General features: G+C 33.4%; 19 protein-coding genes and 1 pseudogene. 13 read left to right on the top strand and 7 right to left on the bottom strand.

Features of this window, described 5'->3' with window-relative positions; genetic code table 11:
• Positions 1 to 58: 58 nt before the first annotated feature.
• On the bottom strand, positions 59 to 2035 hold the full coding sequence (locus CBP76_RS02745) for a hypothetical protein (RefSeq protein ID WP_102195401.1): 1977 nt from the start codon (positions 2033 to 2035) through the stop codon (positions 59 to 61).
• A 461-nt stretch (positions 2036 to 2496) separates the two neighbouring features.
• Here CBP76_RS02745 and helD point away from each other — a divergent pair, with 461 nt between their 5' ends.
• The 6 genes from helD to CBP76_RS02710 all read left to right on the top strand — a co-directional run bounded on the left by helD (position 2497) and on the right by CBP76_RS02710 (position 11264).
• Positions 2497 to 4818, top strand: a complete 2322-nt coding sequence (helD, locus tag CBP76_RS02740; protein ID WP_102195400.1) for an RNA polymerase recycling motor HelD — start codon at positions 2497 to 2499, stop codon at positions 4816 to 4818.
• A gap of 155 nt (positions 4819 to 4973) precedes the next feature.
• Positions 4974 to 6305 (top strand): dihydrolipoyl dehydrogenase family protein, encoded by a 1332-nt coding sequence (locus CBP76_RS02735; RefSeq protein WP_102195399.1) that lies wholly within the window; start codon positions 4974 to 4976, stop codon positions 6303 to 6305.
• An 807-nt stretch (positions 6306 to 7112) separates the two neighbouring features.
• Positions 7113 to 7604 carry a hypothetical protein gene (locus CBP76_RS02725; protein WP_102195397.1) on the top strand — a complete coding sequence of 164 codons (492 nt, stop codon included), beginning with the start codon at positions 7113 to 7115 and terminating at the stop codon, positions 7602 to 7604.
• 20 nt (positions 7605 to 7624) lie between these two features.
• Positions 7625 to 8986, top strand: coding sequence for a PTS cellobiose transporter subunit IIC (gene celB, locus CBP76_RS02720; RefSeq protein ID WP_102195396.1), 1362 nt, complete (start codon positions 7625 to 7627; stop codon positions 8984 to 8986).
• 38 nt (positions 8987 to 9024) lie between these two features.
• Positions 9025 to 10458: a 6-phospho-beta-glucosidase gene (locus tag CBP76_RS02715; protein WP_102195395.1), complete on the top strand. Its 1434-nt coding sequence runs from the start codon at positions 9025 to 9027 to the stop codon at positions 10456 to 10458.
• A 77-nt stretch (positions 10459 to 10535) separates the two neighbouring features.
• On the top strand, positions 10536 to 11264 hold the full coding sequence (locus CBP76_RS02710) for a GntR family transcriptional regulator (RefSeq protein ID WP_102195394.1): 729 nt from the start codon (positions 10536 to 10538) through the stop codon (positions 11262 to 11264).
• Positions 11265 to 11429: 165 nt separating this feature from the next.
• Here CBP76_RS02710 and CBP76_RS02705 read toward each other — a convergent pair whose 3' ends face one another.
• From CBP76_RS02705 to CBP76_RS02690, 4 genes are all read right to left on the bottom strand, one after another.
• Complete coding sequence (locus CBP76_RS02705) at positions 11430 to 12365, bottom strand: NmrA family NAD(P)-binding protein (RefSeq protein ID WP_102195393.1); 936 nt, start codon at positions 12363 to 12365, stop codon at positions 11430 to 11432.
• A 97-nt stretch (positions 12366 to 12462) separates the two neighbouring features.
• Positions 12463 to 13338, bottom strand: coding sequence for a LysR family transcriptional regulator (locus CBP76_RS02700; protein WP_102195392.1), 876 nt, complete (start codon positions 13336 to 13338; stop codon positions 12463 to 12465).
• A gap of 70 nt (positions 13339 to 13408) precedes the next feature.
• The gene (locus CBP76_RS02695) at positions 13409 to 14044 is read right to left on the bottom strand and encodes a GPP34 family phosphoprotein (protein WP_102195391.1); all 636 of its coding nucleotides are present in this window, start codon (positions 14042 to 14044) and stop codon (positions 13409 to 13411) included.
• 11 nt (positions 14045 to 14055) lie between these two features.
• The gene (locus tag CBP76_RS02690) at positions 14056 to 14631 is read right to left on the bottom strand and encodes an SGNH/GDSL hydrolase family protein (RefSeq protein ID WP_102195390.1); all 576 of its coding nucleotides are present in this window, start codon (positions 14629 to 14631) and stop codon (positions 14056 to 14058) included.
• 92 nt (positions 14632 to 14723) lie between these two features.
• Here CBP76_RS02690 and coaA point away from each other — a divergent pair, with 92 nt between their 5' ends.
• The 3 genes from coaA (at position 14724) to CBP76_RS02675 (ending at position 18159) form a co-directional block, all read left to right on the top strand.
• Complete coding sequence (coaA, locus tag CBP76_RS02685; protein ID WP_102195389.1) at positions 14724 to 15650, top strand: type I pantothenate kinase; 927 nt, start codon at positions 14724 to 14726, stop codon at positions 15648 to 15650.
• A gap of 57 nt (positions 15651 to 15707) precedes the next feature.
• Complete coding sequence (gene guaA, locus CBP76_RS02680; RefSeq protein ID WP_102195388.1) at positions 15708 to 17273, top strand: glutamine-hydrolyzing GMP synthase; 1566 nt, start codon at positions 15708 to 15710, stop codon at positions 17271 to 17273.
• Positions 17274 to 17466: 193 nt separating this feature from the next.
• Positions 17467 to 18159: a hypothetical protein gene (locus tag CBP76_RS02675; RefSeq protein WP_102195387.1), complete on the top strand. Its 693-nt coding sequence runs from the start codon at positions 17467 to 17469 to the stop codon at positions 18157 to 18159.
• Positions 18160 to 18258: 99 nt separating this feature from the next.
• Here CBP76_RS02675 and CBP76_RS02670 read toward each other — a convergent pair whose 3' ends face one another.
• Entirely contained in the window at positions 18259 to 18816 is a 558-nt protein-coding gene (locus tag CBP76_RS02670) for an SLATT domain-containing protein (RefSeq protein ID WP_102195386.1), read from the bottom strand.
• Positions 18817 to 18831: 15 nt separating this feature from the next.
• A complete protein-coding gene (locus CBP76_RS02665) occupies positions 18832 to 19641 on the bottom strand; it encodes an SMODS domain-containing nucleotidyltransferase (RefSeq protein WP_102195385.1) in 810 nt (269 codons plus the stop codon).
• A 391-nt stretch (positions 19642 to 20032) separates the two neighbouring features.
• Between CBP76_RS02665 and CBP76_RS02660 the strand changes: the two genes are divergently transcribed.
• The 4 genes and pseudogenes from CBP76_RS02660 to CBP76_RS02645 all read left to right on the top strand — a co-directional run bounded on the left by CBP76_RS02660 (position 20033) and on the right by CBP76_RS02645 (position 25394).
• On the top strand, positions 20033 to 20422 hold the full coding sequence (locus tag CBP76_RS02660; protein WP_102195384.1) for a DUF6710 family protein: 390 nt from the start codon (positions 20033 to 20035) through the stop codon (positions 20420 to 20422).
• A gap of 1 nt (position 20423) precedes the next feature.
• The gene (locus CBP76_RS02655) at positions 20424 to 20645 is read left to right on the top strand and encodes a hypothetical protein (protein ID WP_102195383.1); all 222 of its coding nucleotides are present in this window, start codon (positions 20424 to 20426) and stop codon (positions 20643 to 20645) included.
• 194 nt (positions 20646 to 20839) lie between these two features.
• A pseudogene (tnpA, locus tag CBP76_RS02650) lies at positions 20840 to 21238 on the top strand (IS200/IS605 family transposase); the annotation flags it as partial.
• Between the two features lie 559 nt (positions 21239 to 21797).
• Entirely contained in the window at positions 21798 to 25394 is a 3597-nt protein-coding gene (locus CBP76_RS02645; protein WP_425430294.1) for a type IIG restriction enzyme/methyltransferase, read from the top strand.
• The last annotated feature ends 133 nt before the right edge of the window (positions 25395 to 25527 follow it).

Genomic DNA, 25527 nt, shown 5'->3' with positions numbered 1-25527 from the left:
ATTACTAGTTTTTTGTTTTAAATAGATAAAATTGAATAGTTACTACGCACCTTATTTTTTAAATGCTATCTTCAAAGTTCCAATTTAGTTTAGTAGTGTATTTTCCACTAGGTAAAATTGTGTCATCTTTATAAAGAAGAAGTCCATTGTTTTTAGTCCATCCGATTGAAGGTGAAACACTGTTGTCAGTAGTTTGGGTAATTAGAGTTTCACTTGAGGACAAATCGGTATAATTTTGACCTTCATAATATCTTAATGACAATCCATCTGCTAATTGAGATGGCTCTGAAACAAATATTTTCATAGCCGTTTTATTTCGTCTTTGATCATCGATGTTTATCACATTGTTAGGCAAGTTGTATTTGTCAGGACGATATTTTATTTGATCTTTGTCAAAGGGATTTATTGAGCCGAAATCAATATCATTTACGGAAACGTTAAATTCATCATTAACATAATTTATTTCTATAGGGTCAGCATTTGTCATGTAGGTAGTTCCACCGTAACTATTTCCATAAATATAAGATTGAGATTCAAAAGATTCTTTTGAGGTTATATTAGGAGTAGTGGTGTCGATTGAAATAGAGTGTGATTTTGTATTGTTATCAAAATTCAAACCACTAATTGTTAAGTCATCATTATTGCCGTCAGTAATGATAGTATATTTGCTTGAATCTAAGACATTGCCATCTAATGTGACACTATTTATCGTAGTTCCAGAGTGTAAAGGAATCACATAGAAACCATTATCGACCTCTGAGTTATCATTAGTATTATTTAAGGTAAAACTATAGTTAATATTATCCTTCTTGGTTACATTATTAAGAGTTGTATCAGTGTTACTACCATCATCGTAGGTTTTATTAATAGCCTTATCGGTTATGGAAATATTTGGTTTATTTTTAACATTTAAAATGGCCTTATTAGTAGTCAAACTATCGGTTTGAATAAGCCCACCAAGTAAGGAAACTGTTATTTGGGCCTGATATTGAGTACCATTGTCATCCATTGTTGTTTTGGGAATTGTATAGCTAACGAAATCCTTATAATTGGTACTGCTACTTGAAGCCACGGTGGTTTTCTTGCCACTTTTATCATATTTGAACCATTGTATATTAATAGATCCAAGACTATTATCATTAGTACCATCTACACTACCATGAATTGTGAAAGTTGCAGGGTTACCGACCATAACAGTTTGGTCATCCAAACCACCACCTACTTTTACAGTCGTGGAACCTTTAGCTGTAGAACCATCAGGATTCTGCATAGTAGCAGTCACTGTGACCATACCAGTCGCACCAGATTTGGCTAATAATTGATTCGTAGTTCCCCCATTTTCACTATCGGTAGCAAAATCTGCTATCTCCGGTTTATCAACTGAATAGGTAATCGGTCCTGTGGAATCTGCAGGGGTTGGATAAGCATGAATAAATGTGTAATTTTGAGCCAAATCGTTATCTGATTCGTTATAAATATAATTATTATCAGCTGTTACTTTTAAGGAAGTGGCATTTACTGGGTCTTTAGCATGAACAGCTGTGACTTTAGAGTAAATATGAGTTTTAAGGAGTGGGCTTAGTAGTCTATAGTATTGCGTATCCATTTGATACCAGGTTGTTCCAGCTGTTTTGGGGGTAACAGGGAAGTTCATTCTATGTCCACCATCAGCTGAAGAAACTTCTGTCCAATTTTGGCCATAGTTTGTGGATTTGTACCATCGGTAGTGCGGTGCATCTCCATTAATTATTCCCATACCTTGTAAAAAGGTCCATACAGATCGGCTAGCTGATGTATGAATAACTATCGAATTATTCACTTGGGTATAGTAATCTGATTCCGGTTGAAGAGAGTAACCATTGGTCAACCAGATTCCTAAAAATATTATTGGATCTGATGTTGGTGTGGCATAAGGTTTGACAGTTTGGTCAGCAGCGGTGACCATCTTTACATTATTATTAGCACTAAAAAATGAGAATGCTATTGTTATTAATAATACCGTTAATATTAATTTATGTTTTATATGAATTTTCAAAATATAGTTCCCCCCGATAATCATGCCCTAAATATAATAAACTAAATCAATGCTATAAAATAGTTGATATATACAAATTAATTTTACGACAATTGAAATATTATTAAAAATAATAACAATTATTATTATGATTAATATTTTTTTAACAAAATGTAAAAAAGATTAAATCTGATTAATGATACTTTTAATTTGATATATCACACATATTTATTGATTGATGAATTTATATTTACATAATAAAAATAGTGTTTAATGATGGTTAAACAAATTTAAAAGGTATAGAATAGATTAACAAGTTAATGAGGAAGACCTGCGACAGTAATATTAAAATAATTAAACTTTGAGGACGGTAATTTTACTGTCCTTTTTTACGTTCTTATAGCGTGGCTCAAGGGCTGCGAATTTTTGAAATCAAGTTATATTAGTGGTAACATTATATAACTTTAATTTAAGAGGTTATTATGATGACAGACAAACCCGAAGTTAATGAACTAGACGAAAAAAAGATTGAACAAGCACATCTTGATGATGTGGTCGATAAGATTAAAAAGTCTGAAGATCGGCTTCAAGAGCATATGGAAGTCGCCGAAGAGGATTTAAAAGTTATCAATAATGCATTTGATGATATTCACTTAGGAATGGATGGAGATTCTATTTCGATGGATGCGGCTTTATCCATTCACCAACAGCAACAAATGTTGGATGAAAGAAATAATAGTTGGCAACAATCAAAGCAACGATTAGGAATTTTAAAGAAGTTAGAAAAAAATCCATTCTTTGCTAGATTGGATTTTCAAGAAAAAGGTGAACCAAAGCGGGAATCAGTTTATATTGGTCTAAGTTCATTTACCGATAAGACCGATCATTTTTTGGTTTACGATTGGCGTGCTCCAATTTCTTCCATATATTATGATGGAAAATTAGGTGAGGTTACTTATCAAACTCCAGATGGAGAACAGGCAGTTAATCTTTTTCTAAAACGTCAATTTTTAGTTGAAGATGGTAAAATCAAAGCTTACTTTGATACTCAAGAGACTATTGGGGATCAGATGTTACTTGAGGTTTTGGATGGTAAATCTTCTACACATATGAAAGGGATTGTTAAAACAATCCAAAGTGAGCAGAATAAGATCATTCGTGATACCAAGTCGAAACTCTTATTTGTTCAAGGTGCCGCTGGTTCTGGTAAAACGTCAGCTATTTTGCAAAGAATCGCTTTTCTTCTATATAGATACCGTGGGACATTAACGTCTAGTCAAGTCGTCATGTTCTCGCCTAATTCATTGTTTAATGACTATATTAAAGATGTTTTACCTGAGATGGGTGAACAAAATATGGTTCAAATGACATATAAACAATTTTTAGCCCGTCGCTTACCTAATGTTAAAGTTGAGAGTCTTTCGCAACAGTTTGAAACAGTCGTTGATGCAGATAGTCAGAATACTAATAAATTCGTTTCGGACATTGAATTTTTCAAGATCATGACTAATTACAGTAAATTACTTGGCCAAAGTGGAATGGCTTTTAAGGATATTAAGTTCCAAGGTAAAGTATTTATTCCCAAAGAAAAGATTCAAGAAATTTATTATAGTTACGGTGAACAATATAACTTAGGAAATCGCCTTGATGCTACAGTTGAACGTTTAGTCAAATTATTGCATCGTAAGATGGGAGCAGAAATGCGTTCTAATTGGGTGGCAGAGCGTATTGAAAATCTAGATAAGGAACAATTACAGGCACTTTATAATACTGCGGATCAAGAATTCAAAAATGGCGATGAAGAAAAGAAATTTTTAGCCCGTAAGATCGTTACAGCAATGATGCAAGGTGTTTATAAGAATATCAAACGTTTAAGATTTTTGAATGTGGCCGCTAATTATTTGAATTTTTTGAAGGCTGTACCTAAGATCGTTGATTTGAGTAAGTATAATGTTACTAATGATCAATGGAATCAATATGTTGATAACTTTGTTAAGTCATTCAATAATAAGCAAATATCAATGAATAATTTGAGCCCTTATCTTTATTTATATGATTTGGTCACTGGTAAACATGGTGAATTGGATATGAAGTTTGTCTTTATGGATGAGATTCAAGATTATACACCGTTCCAATTGGCCTATATGAAGTATAAATTCCCAAGGGCTCGTTACACAATGTTGGGTGATTTGAATCAATCAATCTTTACTAAGAAGAATAGCCAAACATTATTGAGTGAAGCACAAAACCTATTTGATAGTGATGAAACCAAAGTAGTTCAATTGGTACACTCATATCGTTCAACTAAGCAGATTACTAACTTCACTAAGGCCATCTTAACCAACGGTCAAAAAATTGAGCCATTTAATCGAAATGGTGATCTGCCAAACCTTTTGATGGCTAAAGATGAAACCGAGTCGGTTCAACAAGTTGTCAGTCAATTACAAGAAAATAACAAACACAAATATACAACGGCAATTATTGCTAAAACATTGGCTGATGCGGAAAACCTGCATAAGTTACTGAAAGAAGCTGGTGTAGAGTCAACCTTGATTCGTTCGGAAAATCAGCGTCTAGCAACTGGTACAATTGTATTGCCATCATTCTTGGCTAAGGGATTGGAATTTGATGCAGTTATTATGTGGGATGCTTCAAAAGACAAATTTACTGAGGATGAACAACAATTAGTTTATACGATTGCATCACGTGCGATGCATAAATTAACCGTGGCTTCGATTGGTGAACTATCACAATTATTGCAGCGAGTACCTGAAAAATTTTACAAAATTGAACAAGATGTTTAGGAAAAATTTGAATTGAAAATCAAATAAATTACAAAAATAGTAATAACAATCAGAAAATGATTGTTATTACTATTTTTTGTATAAACCAAAAACATTGTCACAATCTCAGAAATGTTTTATTTTGGATATATAAAATATTTCTTGGAGGTTGGGCAATGTCTAAAAAATTTGATTATGATGTACTTTACATTGGAGCAGGTCATGGAACTTTTGATGGGGCAACTCCATTGGCCAAAACTGGTGTGCCAGTTGGAGTTATTGAAAGTGGATTGGTAGGTGGAACTTGTCCTAACCGTGGTTGTAATGCCAAAATCACTTTGGATGAACCAGTAAAGATGGTCAGAGAAGCTGAACGTTTGGGGAAAGTTTTACAAGGAAATATCTCAATTGATTGGAATAAAAATGTTGAACATAAACAAGAAATAATTGATCCATTACCTCAAGGATTGACGAAACGATTGGAAGATGCTGGTGCTGAGATTATTAAAGGACATGCAAAATTCAAGGATAATCATACGGTATTAGTGGGGGATAAAGAGATTACAGCTGAAAAAATAGTTATTTCAACTGGTCTAAGACCTCATCGTTTGGATGTTGCTGGGACACAGCTAGCTCATGATAGTGAAGAATTTATGAATTTGTCGACTCTACCTAAGAATTTAACGATTATTGGATCAGGTTACATTGGTATGGAATTCGCGACAATGGCTAACGCAGCCGGTGCAAAGGTAACAGTGATGCTACATTCAGATAAGGTTTTGAGAAAGTTTTATCAGCCTTATGTTAAGTTGGTAGTTGATGATTTGAAGAAACGTGGCGTTAATTTTATTGAAAATGCTAATGTGAAATCCTTTGAGGAAGTGGATGATGGCTATCAAGTTAATTATGGAGATAACCAAAAGTTAACCACTGATTGGATTTTGGATGCCACAGGGCGAGTTCCTAATCTTGATAACTTGGGGTTGGATAAAGTTGGTGTTAAATATGATCAAACAGGTGTGTTTGTTAACGAATATCTACAAACAAATGTTGAAAATATTTACGCCTCAGGTGATGTCATTTCAAATGACCTACCAAAGGTTACTCCCGCCGCTTATTTTGAATCTAAATATTTGATGCAATTATTTTCAGGACAAACGAATAAGCCAATTGAAATGCCGGTAATTCCTTCAGTTGTGTTTACCTCACCAAGAATAGCTCAAGCAGGTATTTCGGTTGAGGAGGCAGAAGAAAAAGGTTATACAATTACTGATAGTGATTTGGCTAATTATTGGTATTACATAGTCGATAAGGAGCCAATTGCTCAAAGCAAACAGATTCATGATAAAGATGGACGTTTGGTTGGTGTGACTGAGATCAGTGATCAGGCTGAAGATGCAGTCAATTCATTGTTACCAGCAATCGAGTTTAAGATGGATCAAGAACAAATTAGTCGATTGGTTGGATTGTTCCCAACAATTGGATATGCTGCTTGGCATCGAGCATAGAAAATGAGAATCTAATAATCGAAGCAGGTCTTTTCTTAAGATTGGTTAGATTGTAAATGGTAGATGCCACCTTCCACAAAAATTAAAATTCGGCCGGAACACCATGGGCACGACTTGAAACTCACGCTGCACGCGATTTCCAAGCTCGACCTTTTTCTAGGCGGGAAACCCGCCAAGAAAAATCTCATGGCTGAGCCGATTTTAATTTTTGCTCCAGGCTACTTAACTGTTGTATATTTTGTTATTCAAATAGCTTTAGTTTTACTGACAAAAATAAATAGTCTGTATTGATTTTCATCTCTGTTCGAAAAAGAACATTGATCGATATCAATACAGACTATTTTTGAATATTGGATAATTTGGAAGAGAACTATTTATACTTGCCGCAATGCTGAGTCCTAAAATAACAACGATTGTCTAGCACGTAACGGAACAAGGACAGTTTTCAGTGGTGAAATTTTTGTTACCAGTTTTGCTGGTTACAAAAAGCCCAGATTTCGAGACAATTTGCAGAATTGGCTTGAAACTGTGGCCACCACGTTCCGAAACTGTTCCTTGTGCAGTGGAGTGCGGCATCCACTATATATATCCAAATAGAATCCTCCTAATACTTACACCCTAACCAAACATAAGTAAAAATTAGCTTTGATTATGGGTCTCTTTGCTGTGAATGGAACAGTTGTTTTTTGCTTGAGTAGAAAGTTATTTTATAAAAGCGTTTACATAGAACAACAAATTTGCTACTATATAGTCATTCGAACGAGTACTCATTCGGATGACTATTTTGTAAGAGGGGAGAACATTCAAATGATGTCACCTAAAACATCAAAGCAATTAAACGGGGGTAAAAAACTGAGCTTAATCAGTATGCATTTTAATCGTTTTTTAATTTTTAGATATATAACGGCAATATTTTTCTTTATCAACTTATATTGGTTCATTATTATGATGGGTTCTGGAAGTTGGATTAGTTTACTACCGTTGGGATTATTGATGGGAGCCGGAGCTGTCATGGTTGAACAAGTTGGTAAGTATTGGAAATATAATCATAAATTACCTATCACAAGAATTTATTATGGCCTCCAAGCCGTCTTTAACTTGTTACTGATTATTAGTGTGACATTAGGTCAAAGATCAGTGTTTTATCCATTCTTGACTTCCAAAAGTGAAGGTTGGCTAATTGGATTCTTATCAGTGGGAATCATTATCAGTTCTTTACTTGAGTATCGAAGTTATTTGATTGAGCATGATCGAGATCGTTATTTACAACATATTAAACAATTTTCAGCAAGTTTATAAAATTAGGGGAGTGAATTTCAATGGATGAAAGTAACAACAAGTTATTTCAATTTCTCAACAAACATTTAATGGGACCAATGGGAAAATTGGCTCAATTTAGGATAGTTCGTGGAGTTATGGCCGCAGGGATGGCTACGATTCCTTTTACGATCGTTGGATCAATGTTTTTGATCATCAGTGTTTTGCCACAAAGTTTTCCGGTATTACAAGGATTCTTTAATGTTACATTTGATAAAATTACGCCATTATATATGTTGGCTAATCAAGCCACAATGGGAATTCTTTCATTATATTTCTGTTTAGTATTTGGTTATGAATATACGAGAATTCAAGCACAGGAAGAAAAGATTGAAGTTAATCCCCTTAATGGAGCTTTGATTTCAATGATGGCTTTCTTTATGTGTATTCCTGAATTGATTTTCAAAAACGGTGCTATGACACTAATTAGTGTCATAAATAAAGATACTAAGATTGTTGACGGATGGGAAATGGCTGGCGGAGTAACAAGATTAGGTACAACTGGTATTTTTACAGCTATTATCATGTCAATTATTGCAGTTAAAATTTATGCTTTGTGTGTTAAACGTAACTGGACTATCAAGATGCCTGAAACGGTTCCAGCAGGGGTTGCACGTTCATTTACAGCTTTGATTCCAACAGCAACTATTGCTATTACAGTAATTCTTATCAACGGGATTTTGGTAGCAATGCATACAGATATCTATAAGATCATTGCTATTCCATTTGGATTTGTTACGAATATTGCTAATACGTGGGTCGGATTATTGGTTATTTATTTCCTTATGCATGCTCTTTGGTTAGTCGGTATTCACGGTGCTACAATCGTTACCTCATTTTTAACACCAATCGTATTGTCAAATATGGTTGTAAATCAACATGGTGGAAACTTGCCATATGCCGGCGAGTTCAACAACTGTTTCGTAACTATTGGTGGTTCTGGTGCCACACTTGGAATGGTTATTTTCATCGCGTTCTTTGCCAAATCGGCTCAACTGGGTGCTCTTGGTAAGGCCAGTATCGTTCCTGCTTTCTTCAATATCAATGAACCAATTCTCTTCGGTATGCCGGTTGTTTATAATCCATATACGGCCATTCCATTTTTCTTGGCTCCAATGACATCAATGTCAGTAGCCTACTTTGCAATTAAGGTACATATGGTTAATCCACCGATTGCCCAAGTTGCATGGCCTACACCTGTAGGACTATCAGGATTCATTGGTTCCGGTGGGGATTGGCGTGCCTTTGTATTGGCTATTGTCTGTGCTTTGATTGCCTTTTTGATTTGGTTCCCATTTATTAAATTCTATGACAACAAACTATACAACGAAGAACAAGCAAAAACAGAAGTTGCTGCAGCTTAATGTTTATTAAACTTTAAATCTAAGGAGAAAAATATCTTATGACAGGATTCAAAGATGGATTTTTATGGGGTGGCGCCGTTGCTGCTCATCAACTAGAAGGTGGTTGGAATACCGATGGTAAAGGGGTCAGTATTGCTGATGTTATGACGGCAGGTGACAATGAAACTGCTCGAGAGATCACTGATGGAATCATTCCAGGAAAAAATTATCCTAATCATGAAGCAATTGATTTTTATGGCCATTATCGTGAAGACGTCAAGATGTTTGCCGAATTAGGTTTGAAGTGTTTCCGAACAAGTATTGCTTGGACAAGAATTTTTCCAAATGGAGATGAAACTGAGCCTAATGAGGCTGGGTTGAAATTCTATGATGATTTATTTGATGAATTACATAAATATAATATTAAACCAGTTATTACCCTGTCACATTTTGAAATGCCTTATCATTTGGTACAAGAATATGGCGGATGGCGTAGTCGTAAATTGATCGACTTCTTTACCAAATTTGCGACAGTTGTTTTCAAACGCTATAAAAACAAGGTTAAATATTGGATGACATTCAATGAAATTAATAATCAAACTGGTTTGAATGAATGGGGATTGTTTACTGATTCAGGTATACTAGTTCAACCAGGAGAGGATGCTGAAGAGGTAATGTACCAAGCCGGTCATTACGAATCGGTTGCTAGTGCCTTGGCGGTTCAAATTGGTCATGAAATTAATCCAGATTTCCAAATTGGTTGTATGTTGGCAATGGGTCCAACTTATCCTGCAACTCCTGATCCTAAAGATGTAATGAAGGCAGAACGTGCTATGCAAGCTAGTTATTGGTTTGCTGATGTGCAATGCAAGGGTAAATATCCAAATTGGTTGAAGAATTACTTTAATAATAAGAAATTTGATCTAGATATAACATTGGAAGATTTGGATGTTATAAAGGCTGGAACAGTTGATTATATTGGTTTTTCATATTATGCTTCCCATGTAATCAAGGCTGATGAAAACGAACCAGTAGATTATATGACACCAATGAAGAATCATGAGGTTAAGAATCCCGCTTTAGTTAGATCTGATTGGGGTTGGGAAATTGATCCGATTGGATTACGCTATGCTATGAATTGGTTCAGCGATCGATATGATTTACCATTATTCATCGTTGAAAACGGTCTAGGTGCTTTTGATAAAAAAGATACTGATGGCATGATTCATGATGATTACCGAATTGATTATTTAAGAAAACATATCAATCAAATGAAATTAGCTGTCGAATATGACGGTGTAGATCTGATGGGATATACGCCTTGGGGATTTATTGATTTAGTTTCGGCTGGTACTGGACAAATGGACAAACGCTATGGCATGATTTATGTCGATAAAAACGATGCCGGAGAAGGAACTTTAGCTCGAGGAAAGAAAGATTCCTTTAATTGGTTCCATAAAGTGATTGAAACAAACGGTGCAGATCTCAGTTAATGAGGTATGATAATACTAAGTTGAAGAACGTACTTCTATCAATCGAAGTACGTTTTTTGTATCGATAGGGGTAAATAATGACAACGAAAAATGATACTAGTATTTTAGTTAAAAAAATTATTACGGGAATTCAATCTGGACAGTTAATGGATGAAAATAGAAAATTACCATCTGAACCAGAATTGATGGAACGCTATCAGGTAACCCGTTATGCCCTACGTCATGCTTTAAAACAATTGAGTACAACAGGGTATGTTTATCAGGTACATGGAGTTGGAACTTTTGTCCGACCACAACAAGATATCGGTTCGATCGTTTTAGATCATACTGGAGGATTATCAGATGAGGCGGCCCGTATTGGTCGAAATTTGACAACTAAAAAGGCCAGTGAAGAAATTGTTCCCGTTTCGGCGGCAGAGTTTTTACCTGATACGTGGGATTTTGAGCCAGATAGTAGATTAATTGAGGTAAAAAGATATCGTTCTCTAGATGATGTTCCTTATGTTTTAGAACATTCATATTACTTGCAGTCGGTAATTAAGGAGATTCCTGAGAAAAATTTATATGGATCATTGTTTCATTATTTTGAACAACAACGTGATACTAAAGTTGGATTTATCGATCAATTGATCATGAGTGAGCCGTTGCCTAAATCAGCAAGTGAATTTATGAAACTTCCCATTGATAGTCCAAGTTTGGTAGTTCAAGATGAAACATATTTGAATTCAGGACAATTGTTGGCTTTTTCTAAACAATATTATAATTATCGAATAGCTAAATTATTTGCAGTAAAAAAGGTTCATTAGAGTATGTTTCTAAAATAAAGAATGATTCGTAATTAGAAAATTATGGAAGTTAAATAAAAGAAGACAAATTGCATTCGCAATTTGTCTTCTTTATAGTGATTAAGATTTATCTGTTATATTTATGGAATTAAATATTGAAAGACTATTTCTTATTTGGTTCCTCCATTAAGCATCAACTGAGTGACGTGCACCAATTTGATATTCTTCAGAATTTTCAAACATGGATTTAACAGTTCTAGCCTTCTGACCAGTTAATTTGAAATAATCGTCAGAGTAAGTATTCATTTTACCCTCGCGAATAGCTTTGCCAAAAGTAACCATTCCATCAGATGAGAAGGGTGCAGAGCTATCTTTCTTAAAGTCGCCATCAGTATTACGAGGAACTCCCATTTTATCAAAAATAGCGTAGTCTTCTTCATCACTAACTGCTTGGTATTTAACGTTATTCCCAGAAACTTCATTACCAATCTTTACAAAGTCGCTGATGGTCATTAATTCAGGGCCGTTGATATTCAAAATTGAGTGTTCTAAGTCAGAGGCCATGGCATAAGCCGCAGCAGTAGCACAATCTTGGCGAGAAATATAAGCTATTTTGCCGTCTGCTTGATTATTAGCTAATACACCTGTCTTTGCCATAGCAAAATAATTAGAAATCATAGCTTCAGCATATTGAGAATTGCGTAAAAAAATGTAGTCTAAATCAGTATTTTCAATATATGATTCTGTCCAAGCATGATCTAGTTTTTCAATACTTGGATTAGTTGGGTCGGAAGCATTTACTAAAGATGTGTACACTATTTGTTTAACTCCGCTAGCTAAGCAGGCATCAATAACATTTTTGTGTGCTTGACGACGTTTTTCTCCTACAAATGGCATTGAGATTAATAGAACTTTTTTTGCTCCCATGAATGCCTTGGCTAGACCATCAGGGTCGTTAAAATCAGTGGTTTTGGTTTCTATACCTTGTTCTTGATATTTTTCTAATCCCTTTGATGTAGGTGCAGTAAAAATTAATTGAGATTTATCCAAAACTTTTAAAGCAATTTCAGCTGCCTTGCCACCAAAATTACCATCAACGCCAGTAAAAATATACTTATACATAAAATCATACCACCTTTAATTTATTGTTAAATTCATTTTATGTGAATGTTTTAACAATTGCCAATATCAAAATATGGTGTGATATAAGTAAATACTTCTATCTATGAAACTTTCGCAAAACTTGTTTTAAGTCAGGATTAGAATCATTTTTTCTCCAGACCAAACAAATCTGATACTTATGTTGGCTGTTGGTTATCCTAACCCGATGTAAAGAATTAAAATTGTTAGTTAATTGTTTGTAATCAGGCATAAAAGTAATTCCTTTATTGAGTTGCACTAGAAGTAAAGCAGTATCAATATCTGAGACTGTGGCAGTAATATTTAAAGGAACATTATCAGCTTTAGAATGGTCTTTCATTTTCAAGTAAGAATTGGTATTTGGTCGATTAACTACATAGATAACTGGTTGATTTAATAATTGTTGAGGGGTAATTGTCTTAGTTTGATACCAGGGATGATCTGGACCGACTACTACGTCATAATTACCTTGAGCTAACGGTAATGTGGATAGTTGCTGAGTTGCGGTGATTTCTGAATCAAAACTTACTGCTAGATCAACGGTTTTATTTAATAATTTATCTTGAATATCATTCAAGTCGCTTTTAACCAAGAAGAGTTCTAAGTCAGTGATAGATTTGATGACCGGTAAGACCAAATTTTCAACAGGTTCTACGGCACCATTGGGATAAGCTACAGTTAATAACTTTGGTGTCTGCTTTAGTTGAGCTATCTCCCCCCTTAGAACATCATATTGTCCAAGAATTATTAGTGAACGTTTGTATACTACTTTACCAATTCTTGTTAGTTCGATAGGTAATTTAGCTCTATCAATTAGAGTTATGCCAAGTTCGGTTTCTAACTTGGCGATTTGCTGACTAATGGCGGTTTGAGAAATAAAATTTTCTTCGGCTGCTTGAGAAAAACTATGTAGATGGGCAACATCACAAAAATAACGAAGGTTGGTAAAGTTCATTTTTTTCTCCTTAATTAAAGTTATTATAAAAAAAGACCAGATTGAATAAACAATCAGGCCTTTTGAGTCTTTAACTCAATAATGTCAAAGTAACACGATTCAAACGCTTCGATAATTCAAACAACTTCTCATAAGTAGGATCTTTTTGATAAAGATCCATTTTGTCCTTCAATTGTTTTTGCTCAAATTGGGAGAAGTAAAACTTCAAATCATGGTTACCATAAAGTGTTGCCAAGAGTGCAAATGCCTCTGGAGAAACTTTTTCAGCGGTTAAGATTTCCTTGCGAAGATCTGCCACAAGTTCTCTTTTAACACTCCGATTAGGTAAATAATTATTAGTTTTAAAAACTAAACCGGTCACAGCCTTAGTAACGTCAACTTTATCTACCAGTGAATCACCGATTTCGTTATAAATAATTCGAGTGATTTTTTCGTTGGTTGCCATTGCTCGTAAGACATGAGTGACACTTTTACCTTGATTTTTATTGATAATTTGGAAAAATTCGTTCAGATATTTTTTGTCGTCTGGCAAAACCTTATTAATGATGACACTGTTATCTGTTAAATCAATAATATCATTCAACGCTAAGTCAAAAAATGAACTTTCCGCCAAATAAGCACGACGTCTGGTATTCTTAAAAATACGAATACTACCTTTTTCGTTACACGATAAAATAAAATATTTTTGAGGAATATTTAAATCCATAAAGTGCTCCTTCAGTTCGACACTAACACATCCGTTAGTGTAGCTTTAATTTCTGGTATTAAATCGTCTTCTAAGAGATTATAACCTTGCTTGGTAAAGTGCAAACCATCCTCTTGTAATAATTCCTTTGGATCAGTACAGTTAGCCATATCATGCAATAAATCAATGTATGGTACATTTAATTGCTTGCTGAGATGTTCTGTTACCAATTCAAATTGTAATTGACGTGTCCAAGGCCTTGTTGGGTCCTTGAGCCAGTCAATGTAGGGTGGAGATAGTAAAATTACCCTTTGACTGCCCAAAGTTTCTATTATATTAGTCAGATTAGCTGCAAATTTACCGGGTTTGATTTCATCGTCTATGGAAATATCATTGACACCGAATCCAAGTATGACAACAGCAGGATTCAGCTTTTTAACACGATCAACACGTGTCATAGCATTATTGGTTTTGTAGTCTGAAATCGACATGTTAATGACTTCAAAACCTGGAAAGTCATTCCGAATGCGTTTTGCCAAGATATCGCTGGCTTTTCCATTCCGAAATCCCATCATGGTTGAGTCCCCAAATAATACTATTCTCTTCATATATGTTTCCTTTGTTGAAAAAGTTCTATACTATACTAGAATACCAGAAAACTAATAAAAGTTAATTATTATATTGGGCAGGGTTTAATAATATGCAAAGTTTAGCTAACTATGATGAATTTACTAGAAAACAATGGGAAAATTTCCACGGCGAATATACTAAACAAGCCATTACCGATGGTGAATTGCGTAAAATCAAATCTTTAGATGATGAGATTTCAATTGATGATGTTCGTTCAGTTTACGCACCGATCCGTCATTTACTTCATATTTATTTGAAGAACTATCGAAAACTAACCAAATTAAAGAATGAATTTGTTGACGGATCAACACGGAAAATTCCTTTTATAATCGGAGTTTCCGGTTCCGTGGCGGTTGGTAAAAGTACAACTGCACGATTGTTAAAGATTATGTTGGAAAGAGCTTATCCACAATATAAAGTCTCACAGATGACAACGGATGGATTTCTGTATCCTAGTAAGATTCTGAAGGAACGCAATTTAATGAACAAGAAAGGTTTCCCAGAAACTTATGATATGGAGAAACTTTTAAATTTTCTAGGTGAAGTCAAAACTAAAGGTGGAAAAATTAAGTATCCACTTTATTCACATAATATTTATGACATCATTCCGGGAAGATATGAAGAAACAGACAATCCAGATATTTTGATCGTTGAAGGAATAAATGTATTACAATTACCTCATAATGCACAGATTTATGTCAGTGATTTCTTTGATTTTTCGATTTATATTGATGCTGAGATCAAAGATGTTGAAGCGTGGTTCTTGAATCGCTTTGAAACGCTATTAGACTTAGCTAGAAATGATCCAAACAGTTATTATTATCAATTCACCCAGATGCCAGAAAAAGATGCTATGGCAATGGCTAGAAACGTTTGGGATACGATCAACTATCCAAATTTGCGTGATTATATTAAACCGACAATGAACCGGGCTAATCTGATTTTGCATAAGTCTGAGGATCACCAAATTGACAAAATTTATCTTCGTAAATATTAAGCGTATACAATATATGACATGGAGCTCAATTTCGTATACAATAGAATAAATAAAAAAATGGGGGAAATTGATTTGAGCAAGCAATGGCCTGATGCTGATAGCATCATCGTTCTAGATTACGGTAGTCAATATAACCAATTGATTACTCGTAGAATCAGAGATATTGGAATTTACTCTGAGTTACTACCAAATACTATTACTGCTGCAGAAGTTAAAGAAATCAATCCTAAAGGTATTATTCTTTCTGGTGGACCAATGAGTGTCTACGATAAAGATGCCTTTTCAATCGACCAAGACATTTACAAGTTAGGTATTCCTATTCTTGGTATTTGTTACGGTATGCAATTGATGTCTTATAATCTTGGCGGAAAAGTAGAATCAGCTGATAACCGTGAATACGGACGTGCTGATATTACTGTTACAGAAAAAGATTCTGTATTGTTCAAAGGCTTACCTGAAAAACAATATGTTTGGATGAGTCATGGTGATCTTGTAAGAGAAGCACCTACTGGGTTCAAAGTTGTTGCAACAAGTAAGAATGCACCTATTTCTTCAATCGCTAATGACGAAAAGAAAATGTATGGTGTACAATTCCATACCGAAGTTAGAAATACTGAGTTCGGTTCAGAAATCTTGAAACACTTTGCCTTTGACGTTTGTGGTGCAGAAGCTAACTGGTCAATGGATGATTTCATTGATCAACAAATTCAAAAGATTCGTGATACTGTCGGTGACAAGAAGGTTCTTCTTGGATTATCTGGTGGTGTTGATTCTTCTGTTGTTGGTGTTTTACTACACAAGGCCATTGGAACACAATTGACAAGTATCTTCGTTGATCATGGTCTTCTTCGTAAAAATGAAGCAGATCAAGTTATGGATAGTTTGGAAGGTAAGTTTGGTTTGAACATCATCAAAGTTGATGCTCAAAAACGTTTCTTAGACAAACTTGCTGGCGTAACTGATCCGGAAAGAAAACGTAAGATCATTGGTAACGAATTTATCCAAGTGTTTAACGATGAAGCTACTAAGTTGGATGGTATCGACTTCTTAGCTCAAGGAACACTTTATACAGATGTTATCGAAAGTGGTACAAGTACTGCTCAAACAATCAAATCTCACCATAATGTTGGTGGACTTCCAGAAGACATGCAATTTAAGTTGATCGAACCACTTAGAACATTGTTCAAAGATGAAGTTCGTGAGCTTGGTGAAAAACTAGGAATGCCACACGACCTTGTATGGCGTCAACCATTCCCAGGCCCAGGTCTTGGAATTCGTGTTATTGGCGAAGTTACTGAGGATAAGTTACAAATTGTTCGTGATAGTGACTGGATTCTTCGTGACGAAATCGCTAAGAACGGCTTAGACGAAAAAATTTGGCAATACTTTACAGTCTTGCCAGGAATTCGTTCAGTTGGTGTTATGGGCGATGGTAGAACTTATGATTATACAATCGGTATCCGTGCCGTTACATCAATCGATGGTATGACAGCTGATTTTGCTCAGATTCCTTGGGATGTATTGCAAAAGATCTCCGTTAGAATCGTAAATGAAGTCGATCATGTTAACCGTGTAGTTTATGATATTACTTCTAAGCCGCCTGCAACTATTGAGTGGGAATAAAGAGCCAAGTTAACTTGAAGGCGGATGCCTATATATCAGTCTTTATAACTCGGAACTAATGGTAAAAACCATGTGAATTAGCATGGTTCCCAGCCAAAACCCAGCCAAAAGTTATTATAAAAAATAAAGCTCTGCCGTTGATGGCAGGGCTTTTTTATAGTAATAACTAATTCTTTAAAATATGGTGATATATATGAATTTAGATTTATTAAAAATAATGACTACGGTTCAACCTTTAAATTGGACTGATTGGACTCCAATTGTAATTTCAACGATGTCCTTAATTATTGCAATCGGATCGGCCGTATTATCCTTGATTTCATATCTTCATGGGAAGCCAAATCTTGTTTTGGAACAAGCTCATAGAGGGAAGACATCAGTAGTTATTGAGCCGGAATGGAATGATAAGGACGAAAACAATCCAGATATATATTCAAATAGACGGTACAGAGTGATTATTGAAGTTACATTAAAAAATAAGAGTTCTAACCCAATTTCAATAAGTTCTTTTAAATTAAATAGTCTTTATGAATATAACCAATATACTCAACCGGGAAGTGAATATTCGGTTGAAGTTAGGAGGAGTATTCATAAATTACCTTATGGGATTACTGCAGGTGGTCGGGGTAGGATGGAGTCATTTCCAATATCTGAAAAATGGATAAAACCAATTGTTACAATAAAGCCATATGGAATTGTACAAGGATATTTATTTTGGCCAATATATGATGAAGACCTAAAGAATATAAATATTAAAAAGAATAATACAATTTCTGTTAATACTACGTTTGGAAATTTTGATTTCAACGTTAAATTGAGCGAACTTATTACAAGAGATAAAGAATTAAAGGGAAGGGAAGCATGGTCGAAAAGAATTGAGCCATGATAATTCCAATAACATAAATTATAAAATGGTATTAGGAAGAAGGGAATTATCACTCAAACTTTCTAATATCATTTTATTTTCACAAGCATATATTGATAATTAATTGCATTTAGTATTCCGTAAATGCTTTGGTAGCATTTTATCAATTTCTTCTTCAGTAAAGAATTGCTCTTCATCATTTTTAAGGGCATTTTGAGTGGCAACATAACTTTTTGAATCAGTTCTAGGAGAATTATTATAAATTTTGCTGGATGCATCTATTAAATGATCTCGTTGAGTACATATTGTATCTATTGAAAGTTGTTCGAAATCAGTCATTAAAGATATATATTGTTCACGTATTAACCAAAGGGAGTCCGCTGCTTTACGGTGTTCTAGAATTTTTTCAGAAAGTTGCGATTCTTTGAAATATAAATTAATAATTAATAATATTGTTGAGATTAATGCAGTTATTATTTTTAAATAATATTTATCAAGAAATATAGTACCTAATAATCCACCTGTTGATATAGCAGACAAAATTATTTTAGAAAAAGCAATGTTATTTGCTTTACGGTTCATTCGATTTGCCATTTTATTATGCGCTGTATATGTATATGTAAGCTTTCCATATGATTCTCGCAATTGATTCATTAATTTCTTATGATAATTATCCATATTTATGTATACTCATTATTTAACTAAATAATTTAATACTTTCTCAAGCGCTTCACTATTTGAATTCAAATCAACTTTTTGTTGACTGCCCGGAGAATAAAGAGCATCTGAATAATGATCATAAAAATATTTTAAAAGTACATTTTCATAATCTCCCAATGACGATTTGGATTGTTCCCCAGTTGGAGTAAATCTCCAGCCTTGCATTGCTGAATATACAAAACTGTCAATCACGATTCCTGATAGATGAAAGCTTTTGAAATGATCATTTCTAATAATTCGCAGATGTCTACATGTAGCTTGATAAAGGCCATTGCTTTCTTTATTCTTTATATGAACAGCCTTTTGTTCAGCCTTGGGATCTGTAGATTTCCACTTTCCACCCATATTTGAATCAGGATAACGAAAGCTAGATAGCTCTAATCCCCATGGATCTAACTGATGAAAGGCAGGTAAGATTTCAAACTTCATACCATCTGAAAATGATATTTTAACTACTTGACCATCGGCTCGAATATCACTGTGGGGATAAGAAACTAAAATAGAATTTCGTAGAGATTGTAAAAGTCTTGATTGACCATTACCATTGGAGTTATTAAAATGATCAAATTCTGATTTTGGCAGAGAACATAATATATCTATATCTCCTGTTTTGACAGCTGTGCCTCTGCCATATGATCCAACATAAATGGAGTGATTTGTATTACTGTTTGATTGCCAAAATGTTCGATTTGATGCGCTGGTTACGTTCTGATACCGTTGAGTAACTATGTTTCTAACTTCCCTAGAAATTATATTGCTATGTTTCTGTACATAACTGCTCATATTTTTTATTCCTCCTAAATGATGCTTAATATTTTAAACATTCATATCAAGTTATACACTACCAGTTTAGGACTAGAATATGCAATTTGTCTCAAAAGTAAGTTAATTAGAATTTTGTACTTAATCTCTGTTGTCCATAAGGGCATTATCATGATGATTGCTATTTCTCTTTGAGATGATCAAATTAATTTTTAGACTTATATTTGGGTGGGTAAATATGCTTTTGGATACAAATCATACGAAATAGTTGTTTTAATTTTTTAAAGAGGACAAAAATGTTTAAAAATATATTTAATAAAAAAGAAAAAAAGAAGAAAAAATAGTTAGAAAAAATGAACTATCTAGGTCCATTAGATATTTGTTAAATGGATCAAGCATAGGAATTCAGCCTATGGAAAGACAAAGAACATTAATCAAAATTCTTAAAATAATTTGTTCTTCTTTAAATTATCAAATGGCTTATCAAACTTTAAGAATGCCACATTCAACAATGAACAACACAGGCTGGTACACACCACCATATCATTATGAAGTAAAAAAGTATAAAACGATTGATTTGTTAAAAAATCCTATTTACATAAGATCGAATGAGGCAGCAATTATAGTACAACCTTGGCATAATGAGAGAATAATAGATAATTTGATACACATTGGTGGTAATTCAGGAAACAATCTTGATGAATCCAATACGAATATTAGAAATGAGTATGTTTATCCTTTAGGAATTGTTATGTGTGAGGGTGGTAATCATTCACAGTTTTCAGGTATTCATTCAAAATGATATGAAAGAAATTAAAATCACCTCAATTGTAGATATATCAGAATCTTTGGATACTGTTACTATCGATGAAGAGGAAAATCTTAAAAGTGAAGCATATTTTGACTTTGAAGATAGTGAGTATACTGAGGAAATTAAGGATATTTTCAGAGTAGGTTTATATTTAAGAAAATTTCCAGAAGTATATCCTGATGAAATAATGAAAAAATTAAAGATATCATCATGAGAGAAGATGAAGTATAAAGTAGAAAAATAGTTAAAAAGGATCTGCCATCAACGGCAGGTCCTTTTTTGTTTAATATGTTGAATAAAACCACACGTTTTACGTGTGGGGGTGAAAATAGCTTTAGCGTTAAAAATCCCTTTCGCTATAATTATAAAAGGCTACCAACCAATTTATAATGCGAAAGGGATTTTTTTATGTCTAAATCAAATGACGATAGTAGTTTAGCACACACAAGATGGAATTGTAAGTATCACATAGTGTTCACTCCGAAATACAGGCGAAGAGTGATATATGGGGATTTAAGACAAGACATAGGGAGGATTTTAAGAAGACTTTGTGAACTGAAAGAAGTAGAAATCATTGAGGCACATGCAATGCCGGATCATATACATATGCTTGTAAAAATACCTCCGAAAATGAGTGTTTCAAGTTTTATGGGGTATCTTAAAGGTAGAAGTACCATAATAATTCATGAGAGACATGCCAATTTGAAATATAATTATGAAAACAGAAATTTCTGGGCTAAGGGATATTACGTGAGCACTGTAGGATTGAATCAAAAAACCATAGCGAAATATATAAGAGAACAGGAATAAGAAGATAGAGTAAGAGACAGTATAAGTAAGAGAGAATATATCGACCCATTCAAAAATAAAATAGGATGGATAGCGGTTGGTAGTTCTTTGTTGGGCCCCTTTAAGGGGCTTTTTGCATGGTGTAGACTTTCTAGGGCGATAAAAAAAGTCACCGGTTAAATGCCGAGAACTTTCCGTTCTAAAAGCAGACATAATTAAATGTCTAAACTTAAGGGTTCAGATCAGTTTTCCAAAAAATCCAACTGCTCAAGATTATGTGAAATATTTTAGAAAGGATCCAATAAAGTTGACTTCAAGGGAGACAACTTTTGTTAATTTATTGTTTACAGCACGTAATTCAGTAGATTATCATAATATTGGAAAAACATAAAAGAACTTGTGTGATCTATTATTAGATGGTATTTCAGATATGTATAATGATTACTATGCGGCTAGTGTTTTGTTTGAGCCAACAAATTAAGCAGCAAAGAAAAACTCTTAGTTATTATTAAACTAGGAGCTTTTTACTTTTTATTGGGGGTAAAATAAAAATATCTTATTTTTTGGGAGAACAATGATGATTGACAAGCAACTTTTGAATTTGAAGCAATTAATAAATAGAAATGTTCAAGCGGTAATGCCTCAAGAAGATCAAAAAGAAGATTTTAAAAATAATATTACTAATTATATTAAATCTTTGAAAAATAATGAAAATCAAGGTGAAGAATTTCAAAAAGGAATTTTTAGAGACTTTCTTGAAACTGTAATTCCTGATAATCAAATTAATACTAGTGATCGAATAGATTTAGCTATCTATAACGGGAATAATAGTGAAAGCACTGTTGGAGTGATCGTTGAATATAAGAAATTAAATAATAAGACTGAAATGATGAGTACTAGCAATTTAAATGCAAAGGGATTTAGAGAACTAGTTTCATATTACTTAAAAGAACGGATAATTAATAAAAATCTTGAAGTTAAACGTGGAATTGTAACTAATGGTTATGAATTTTTTGTAATAGACTCTAAAGAATTAGAGAAACATTTTATTAAAAATAAAAAATTAGTTGAAAATTTTAAGAAATTTGAGAAACGACAATTATCCGGAACGACAACGGATTTTTTGTATGATGAAGTTGTAGCATCTGAAATTGATAAAGCTTTAAATAAAAAAATTAAGATTGGATATTTTAATTTACAGGATTACTTAGTAAAGGGCACAGACCGATTTAAACAAAATCAAATAACTCAACTGTATCGTTTCTTTAGTTCAGAAAATCTGTTGAACGAAGAAATATTTTCTGATTCAAATAGTCTTAATAAGAATTTTTATAATGAGCTTCTTTATATTATGGGGCTTGAAGAACATAAGAAGAGTGATAACAAAGTTATTGATCGTTTGAAAGAAAATAAACGTCAATATGCATCCCTTGTTGAAAATACTATTGAGCAATTAGACATGAAAGATGTCCCAGAAAAAGAAAGCTTTGATATTGCTGTTCAATTGGTCGTGGTTTGGGTCAATAGAATCCTATTCTTGAAGTTATTAGAATCATCATTAGTTTCGTTTAACAATAGCATAGATTATAAATTCTTAAACTATAAAAAACTTCATACTTTTGATGATATTAATAATTTATTTTTTGCTGTTATGGCTAAGAGATTAGATGAAAGACACCCGAGAATTAAAGTGGAATATACTAATGTGCCTTATATGAATTCTTCTTTATTTGAAGCCACAGACTTAGAAAAATCAGGTAAAGGAATAACTATTAATGAGTTACGTGAGGGAGACATAGAAGTTTATTCTAAGACCAATTTAAAAGATAACGATGGTAAAAAATTAACGGGAAAAATATCAATTCTTGACTACTTATTTAAATTCTTAAGTTCATATGATTTTACTTCTGCTGTAGGAGCAAAGAGTAAAAAAGAGCAAGATCAATTAATTAATGCATCTGTTTTAGGACTTATTTTTGAAAAAATCAATGGTTATAAGGATGGATCATTCTTTACTCCAGGTAAAATTACTATGTATATGGCAAAGAGAGCCGTAAGACAAGCGGTTTTAACTAAAGTAAATGAAGTAATGGGATGGAATGCCAAAAACGTTGTTCAATTGGGAATGCGTATGAGAGATTACGATTTTTCTATGGAAGATCGTAAAAAAATAAGTTATGCAATTGATGAACTAAAAGTTTTAGATCCTGCCGTTGGATCAGGGCACTTTCTTGTATCTATCTTGAATGAATTGATAGCAATTAAATCGTCCTTAAGAGTTCTTTTTGATACGGATGGTAGATTGATGAATGATATTCAATGTACTGTGGTTAATGATGAATTGATCATTCAAACAGAAACTGGTGATAATTTTGCATATGATGCTAATAAACCTGCTACATTAAGAATTCAAAAGGCGCTTTTCCATCAAAAGCAAAGGATTATTGAAAACTGTCTCTATGGTGTTGATTTAAATCCTAACTCGGTTAATATTTGTCGTTTAAGATTATGGATTGAATTGTTGAAGAATGCTTACTATTCAGTAGATGAAAATAGTAATCGGATTTTAACTACTCTTCCTAATATTGATATTAATATCAAAACTGGTGATAGTCTTATTCATCGTTTTAAATTAGATGCTACTTTTGATTTACGTAGTACGAGCTTTAAAGAATATCTATCATTAGTAAAACAATATAAAGAAACTAGTGATAAACAGGTTAAAGCGGATATTAATGACAGTATTAAGAAAATAAAGGATAAATTATTTGCTAGTTTTACAACTCCCGTTGGTCAAAAATTGCGTAAGTTAGAGTCAGAATTGGCTGGGGCTGGACAGACAAGTTTCTTTGAAAAATTTGATAATCAGCGCTTTAAAGAGTTAAAAGAAGAAGCTGATAAAGCGCAAGAAAATTTTGATAACCATAAAAATGATCCAATGTTTAGTAATGGGTTGGAATGGAGAATCGAGTTTCCTGAGGTTTTAGACGAGAATGGTGATTTTGTAGGGTTTGATATTGTGATTGCCAATCCACCTTATTTAGCCGCTCGTTCAAAGACTTTTGGAGAAAGAGAGAAGGAGTACTTTAAGGAAGAATATGTAGTTAATGAGTATCAAATTAATACTTATCAATTATTTCTTGAATTGGGGTATAACTTATTAAGAAAAGATGGTTATTTGGCATATATTGTTCCTAATAATTTGTTGACCTTACAAAAAGCACAGAAAACCCGTGACTTTTTAAAAGAAAATTTTGCAGACTTAATATTGATTAATTCACTCGATAAACTTTTTGCCGATGCTAGCGTAGATAATTGCTTAGTTTTTGCTAAAAAGGCCAAAGCTAATTCAATTACAGTAGGGACCTTGAAAAATGGGGATTATGATACTGTTGGCACAGTGAAAAATGATTTCTTTGGTGAAAAACCTATATTTAGTATTTCTATGGTTAAATACAAAGAAGCTATTGATGCATACTGGAAAATTAATTCTTTTGCTCCACTTGCTCGAGAATCATTAGCAGACTTAAAATCAGGTGTTAAAAGATACGAGACAGGCAAGGGAACTCCAAAACAAACAGCTCTTGATGGTCAAAATCATATTTTTAACTCGGATACTAAAATTGATGGCACTTATTTACCATATGTTGAAGGTGGAGATATTGATAGGTATTCAATATCATTAAGTAGTGGATATATCAAATATGGTCCTAACTTGGCTGCAATGAGAAAGCCGGAATACTTTAAAGGATCACGTATTTTAGTTCGACAAATACCTAAAAAGGCAACGTATGGCATTCAAGCAGCATATACTGATGAAAATATTATCAATGATATGAATACGATGATAATTCGTAATATTCAAATTGATCCATTATCTTTGTTAGGAATAATTAATTCTAAGCTAATGACTCTATGGTTTTTAATGAAGTTTGATAAGTTTCAAAGAAGAACTTTCCCTCAATATCGAGTTAATGAACTGGGACAATTCCCTATTCCAGAAATAAATGAAGAGCTTCAATTGAAAATCAGTTCTGTTGTTAAAGATATAATGATCAAAGCGGAAACAGATCAAAATTATGATAATGAGAATTATAAAGTTGATGAATTGGTTATGACAGCCTTTGGATTAACTGAAGCAGAAAAGCAATCCGTAAGAAAATTTGAATTCTAAAAAACTCTTGGTTACTATTTTGTTAACCAGGAGTTTTTGTAATTTGGTTAGAGTTAGTTGATATAACCGACTAAAGTACTATGTAATGTAATTTTTATTTTATAAGATCTTAAAATGTTATAATGCTTTAAAT

Source organism: Companilactobacillus nuruki (genome assembly GCF_002872255.1).
Taxonomy (GTDB): domain Bacteria; phylum Bacillota; class Bacilli; order Lactobacillales; family Lactobacillaceae; genus Companilactobacillus; species Companilactobacillus nuruki.
Note: the sequence above shows the minus strand (reverse complement) of the source record. Positions and strands in the feature narration are given on the sequence as shown.

Coding starts and splice junctions, on each gene's coding strand:
- helD (WP_102195400.1), top strand. CDS start 2,497: ATGATGACAGACAAACCCGAAGTTAATGAACTAGACGAAAAAAAGATT.
- CBP76_RS02735 (WP_102195399.1), top strand. CDS start 4,974: ATGTCTAAAAAATTTGATTATGATGTACTTTACATTGGAGCAGGTCAT.
- CBP76_RS02725 (WP_102195397.1), top strand. CDS start 7,113: ATGATGTCACCTAAAACATCAAAGCAATTAAACGGGGGTAAAAAACTG.
- celB (WP_102195396.1), top strand. CDS start 7,625: ATGGATGAAAGTAACAACAAGTTATTTCAATTTCTCAACAAACATTTA.
- CBP76_RS02715 (WP_102195395.1), top strand. CDS start 9,025: ATGACAGGATTCAAAGATGGATTTTTATGGGGTGGCGCCGTTGCTGCT.
- CBP76_RS02710 (WP_102195394.1), top strand. CDS start 10,536: ATGACAACGAAAAATGATACTAGTATTTTAGTTAAAAAAATTATTACG.
- CBP76_RS02705 (WP_102195393.1), bottom strand. CDS start 12,365: ATGTATAAGTATATTTTTACTGGCGTTGATGGTAATTTTGGTGGCAAG.
- CBP76_RS02700 (WP_102195392.1), bottom strand. CDS start 13,338: ATGAACTTTACCAACCTTCGTTATTTTTGTGATGTTGCCCATCTACAT.
- CBP76_RS02695 (WP_102195391.1), bottom strand. CDS start 14,044: ATGGATTTAAATATTCCTCAAAAATATTTTATTTTATCGTGTAACGAA.
- CBP76_RS02690 (WP_102195390.1), bottom strand. CDS start 14,631: ATGAAGAGAATAGTATTATTTGGGGACTCAACCATGATGGGATTTCGG.
- coaA (WP_102195389.1), top strand. CDS start 14,724: ATGCAAAGTTTAGCTAACTATGATGAATTTACTAGAAAACAATGGGAA.
- guaA (WP_102195388.1), top strand. CDS start 15,708: ATGGGGGAAATTGATTTGAGCAAGCAATGGCCTGATGCTGATAGCATC.
- CBP76_RS02675 (WP_102195387.1), top strand. CDS start 17,467: ATGAATTTAGATTTATTAAAAATAATGACTACGGTTCAACCTTTAAAT.
- CBP76_RS02670 (WP_102195386.1), bottom strand. CDS start 18,816: ATGGATAATTATCATAAGAAATTAATGAATCAATTGCGAGAATCATAT.
- CBP76_RS02665 (WP_102195385.1), bottom strand. CDS start 19,641: ATGAGCAGTTATGTACAGAAACATAGCAATATAATTTCTAGGGAAGTT.
- CBP76_RS02660 (WP_102195384.1), top strand. CDS start 20,033: ATGGAAAGACAAAGAACATTAATCAAAATTCTTAAAATAATTTGTTCT.
- CBP76_RS02655 (WP_102195383.1), top strand. CDS start 20,424: ATGAAAGAAATTAAAATCACCTCAATTGTAGATATATCAGAATCTTTG.
- CBP76_RS02645 (WP_425430294.1), top strand. CDS start 21,798: ATGATTGACAAGCAACTTTTGAATTTGAAGCAATTAATAAATAGAAAT.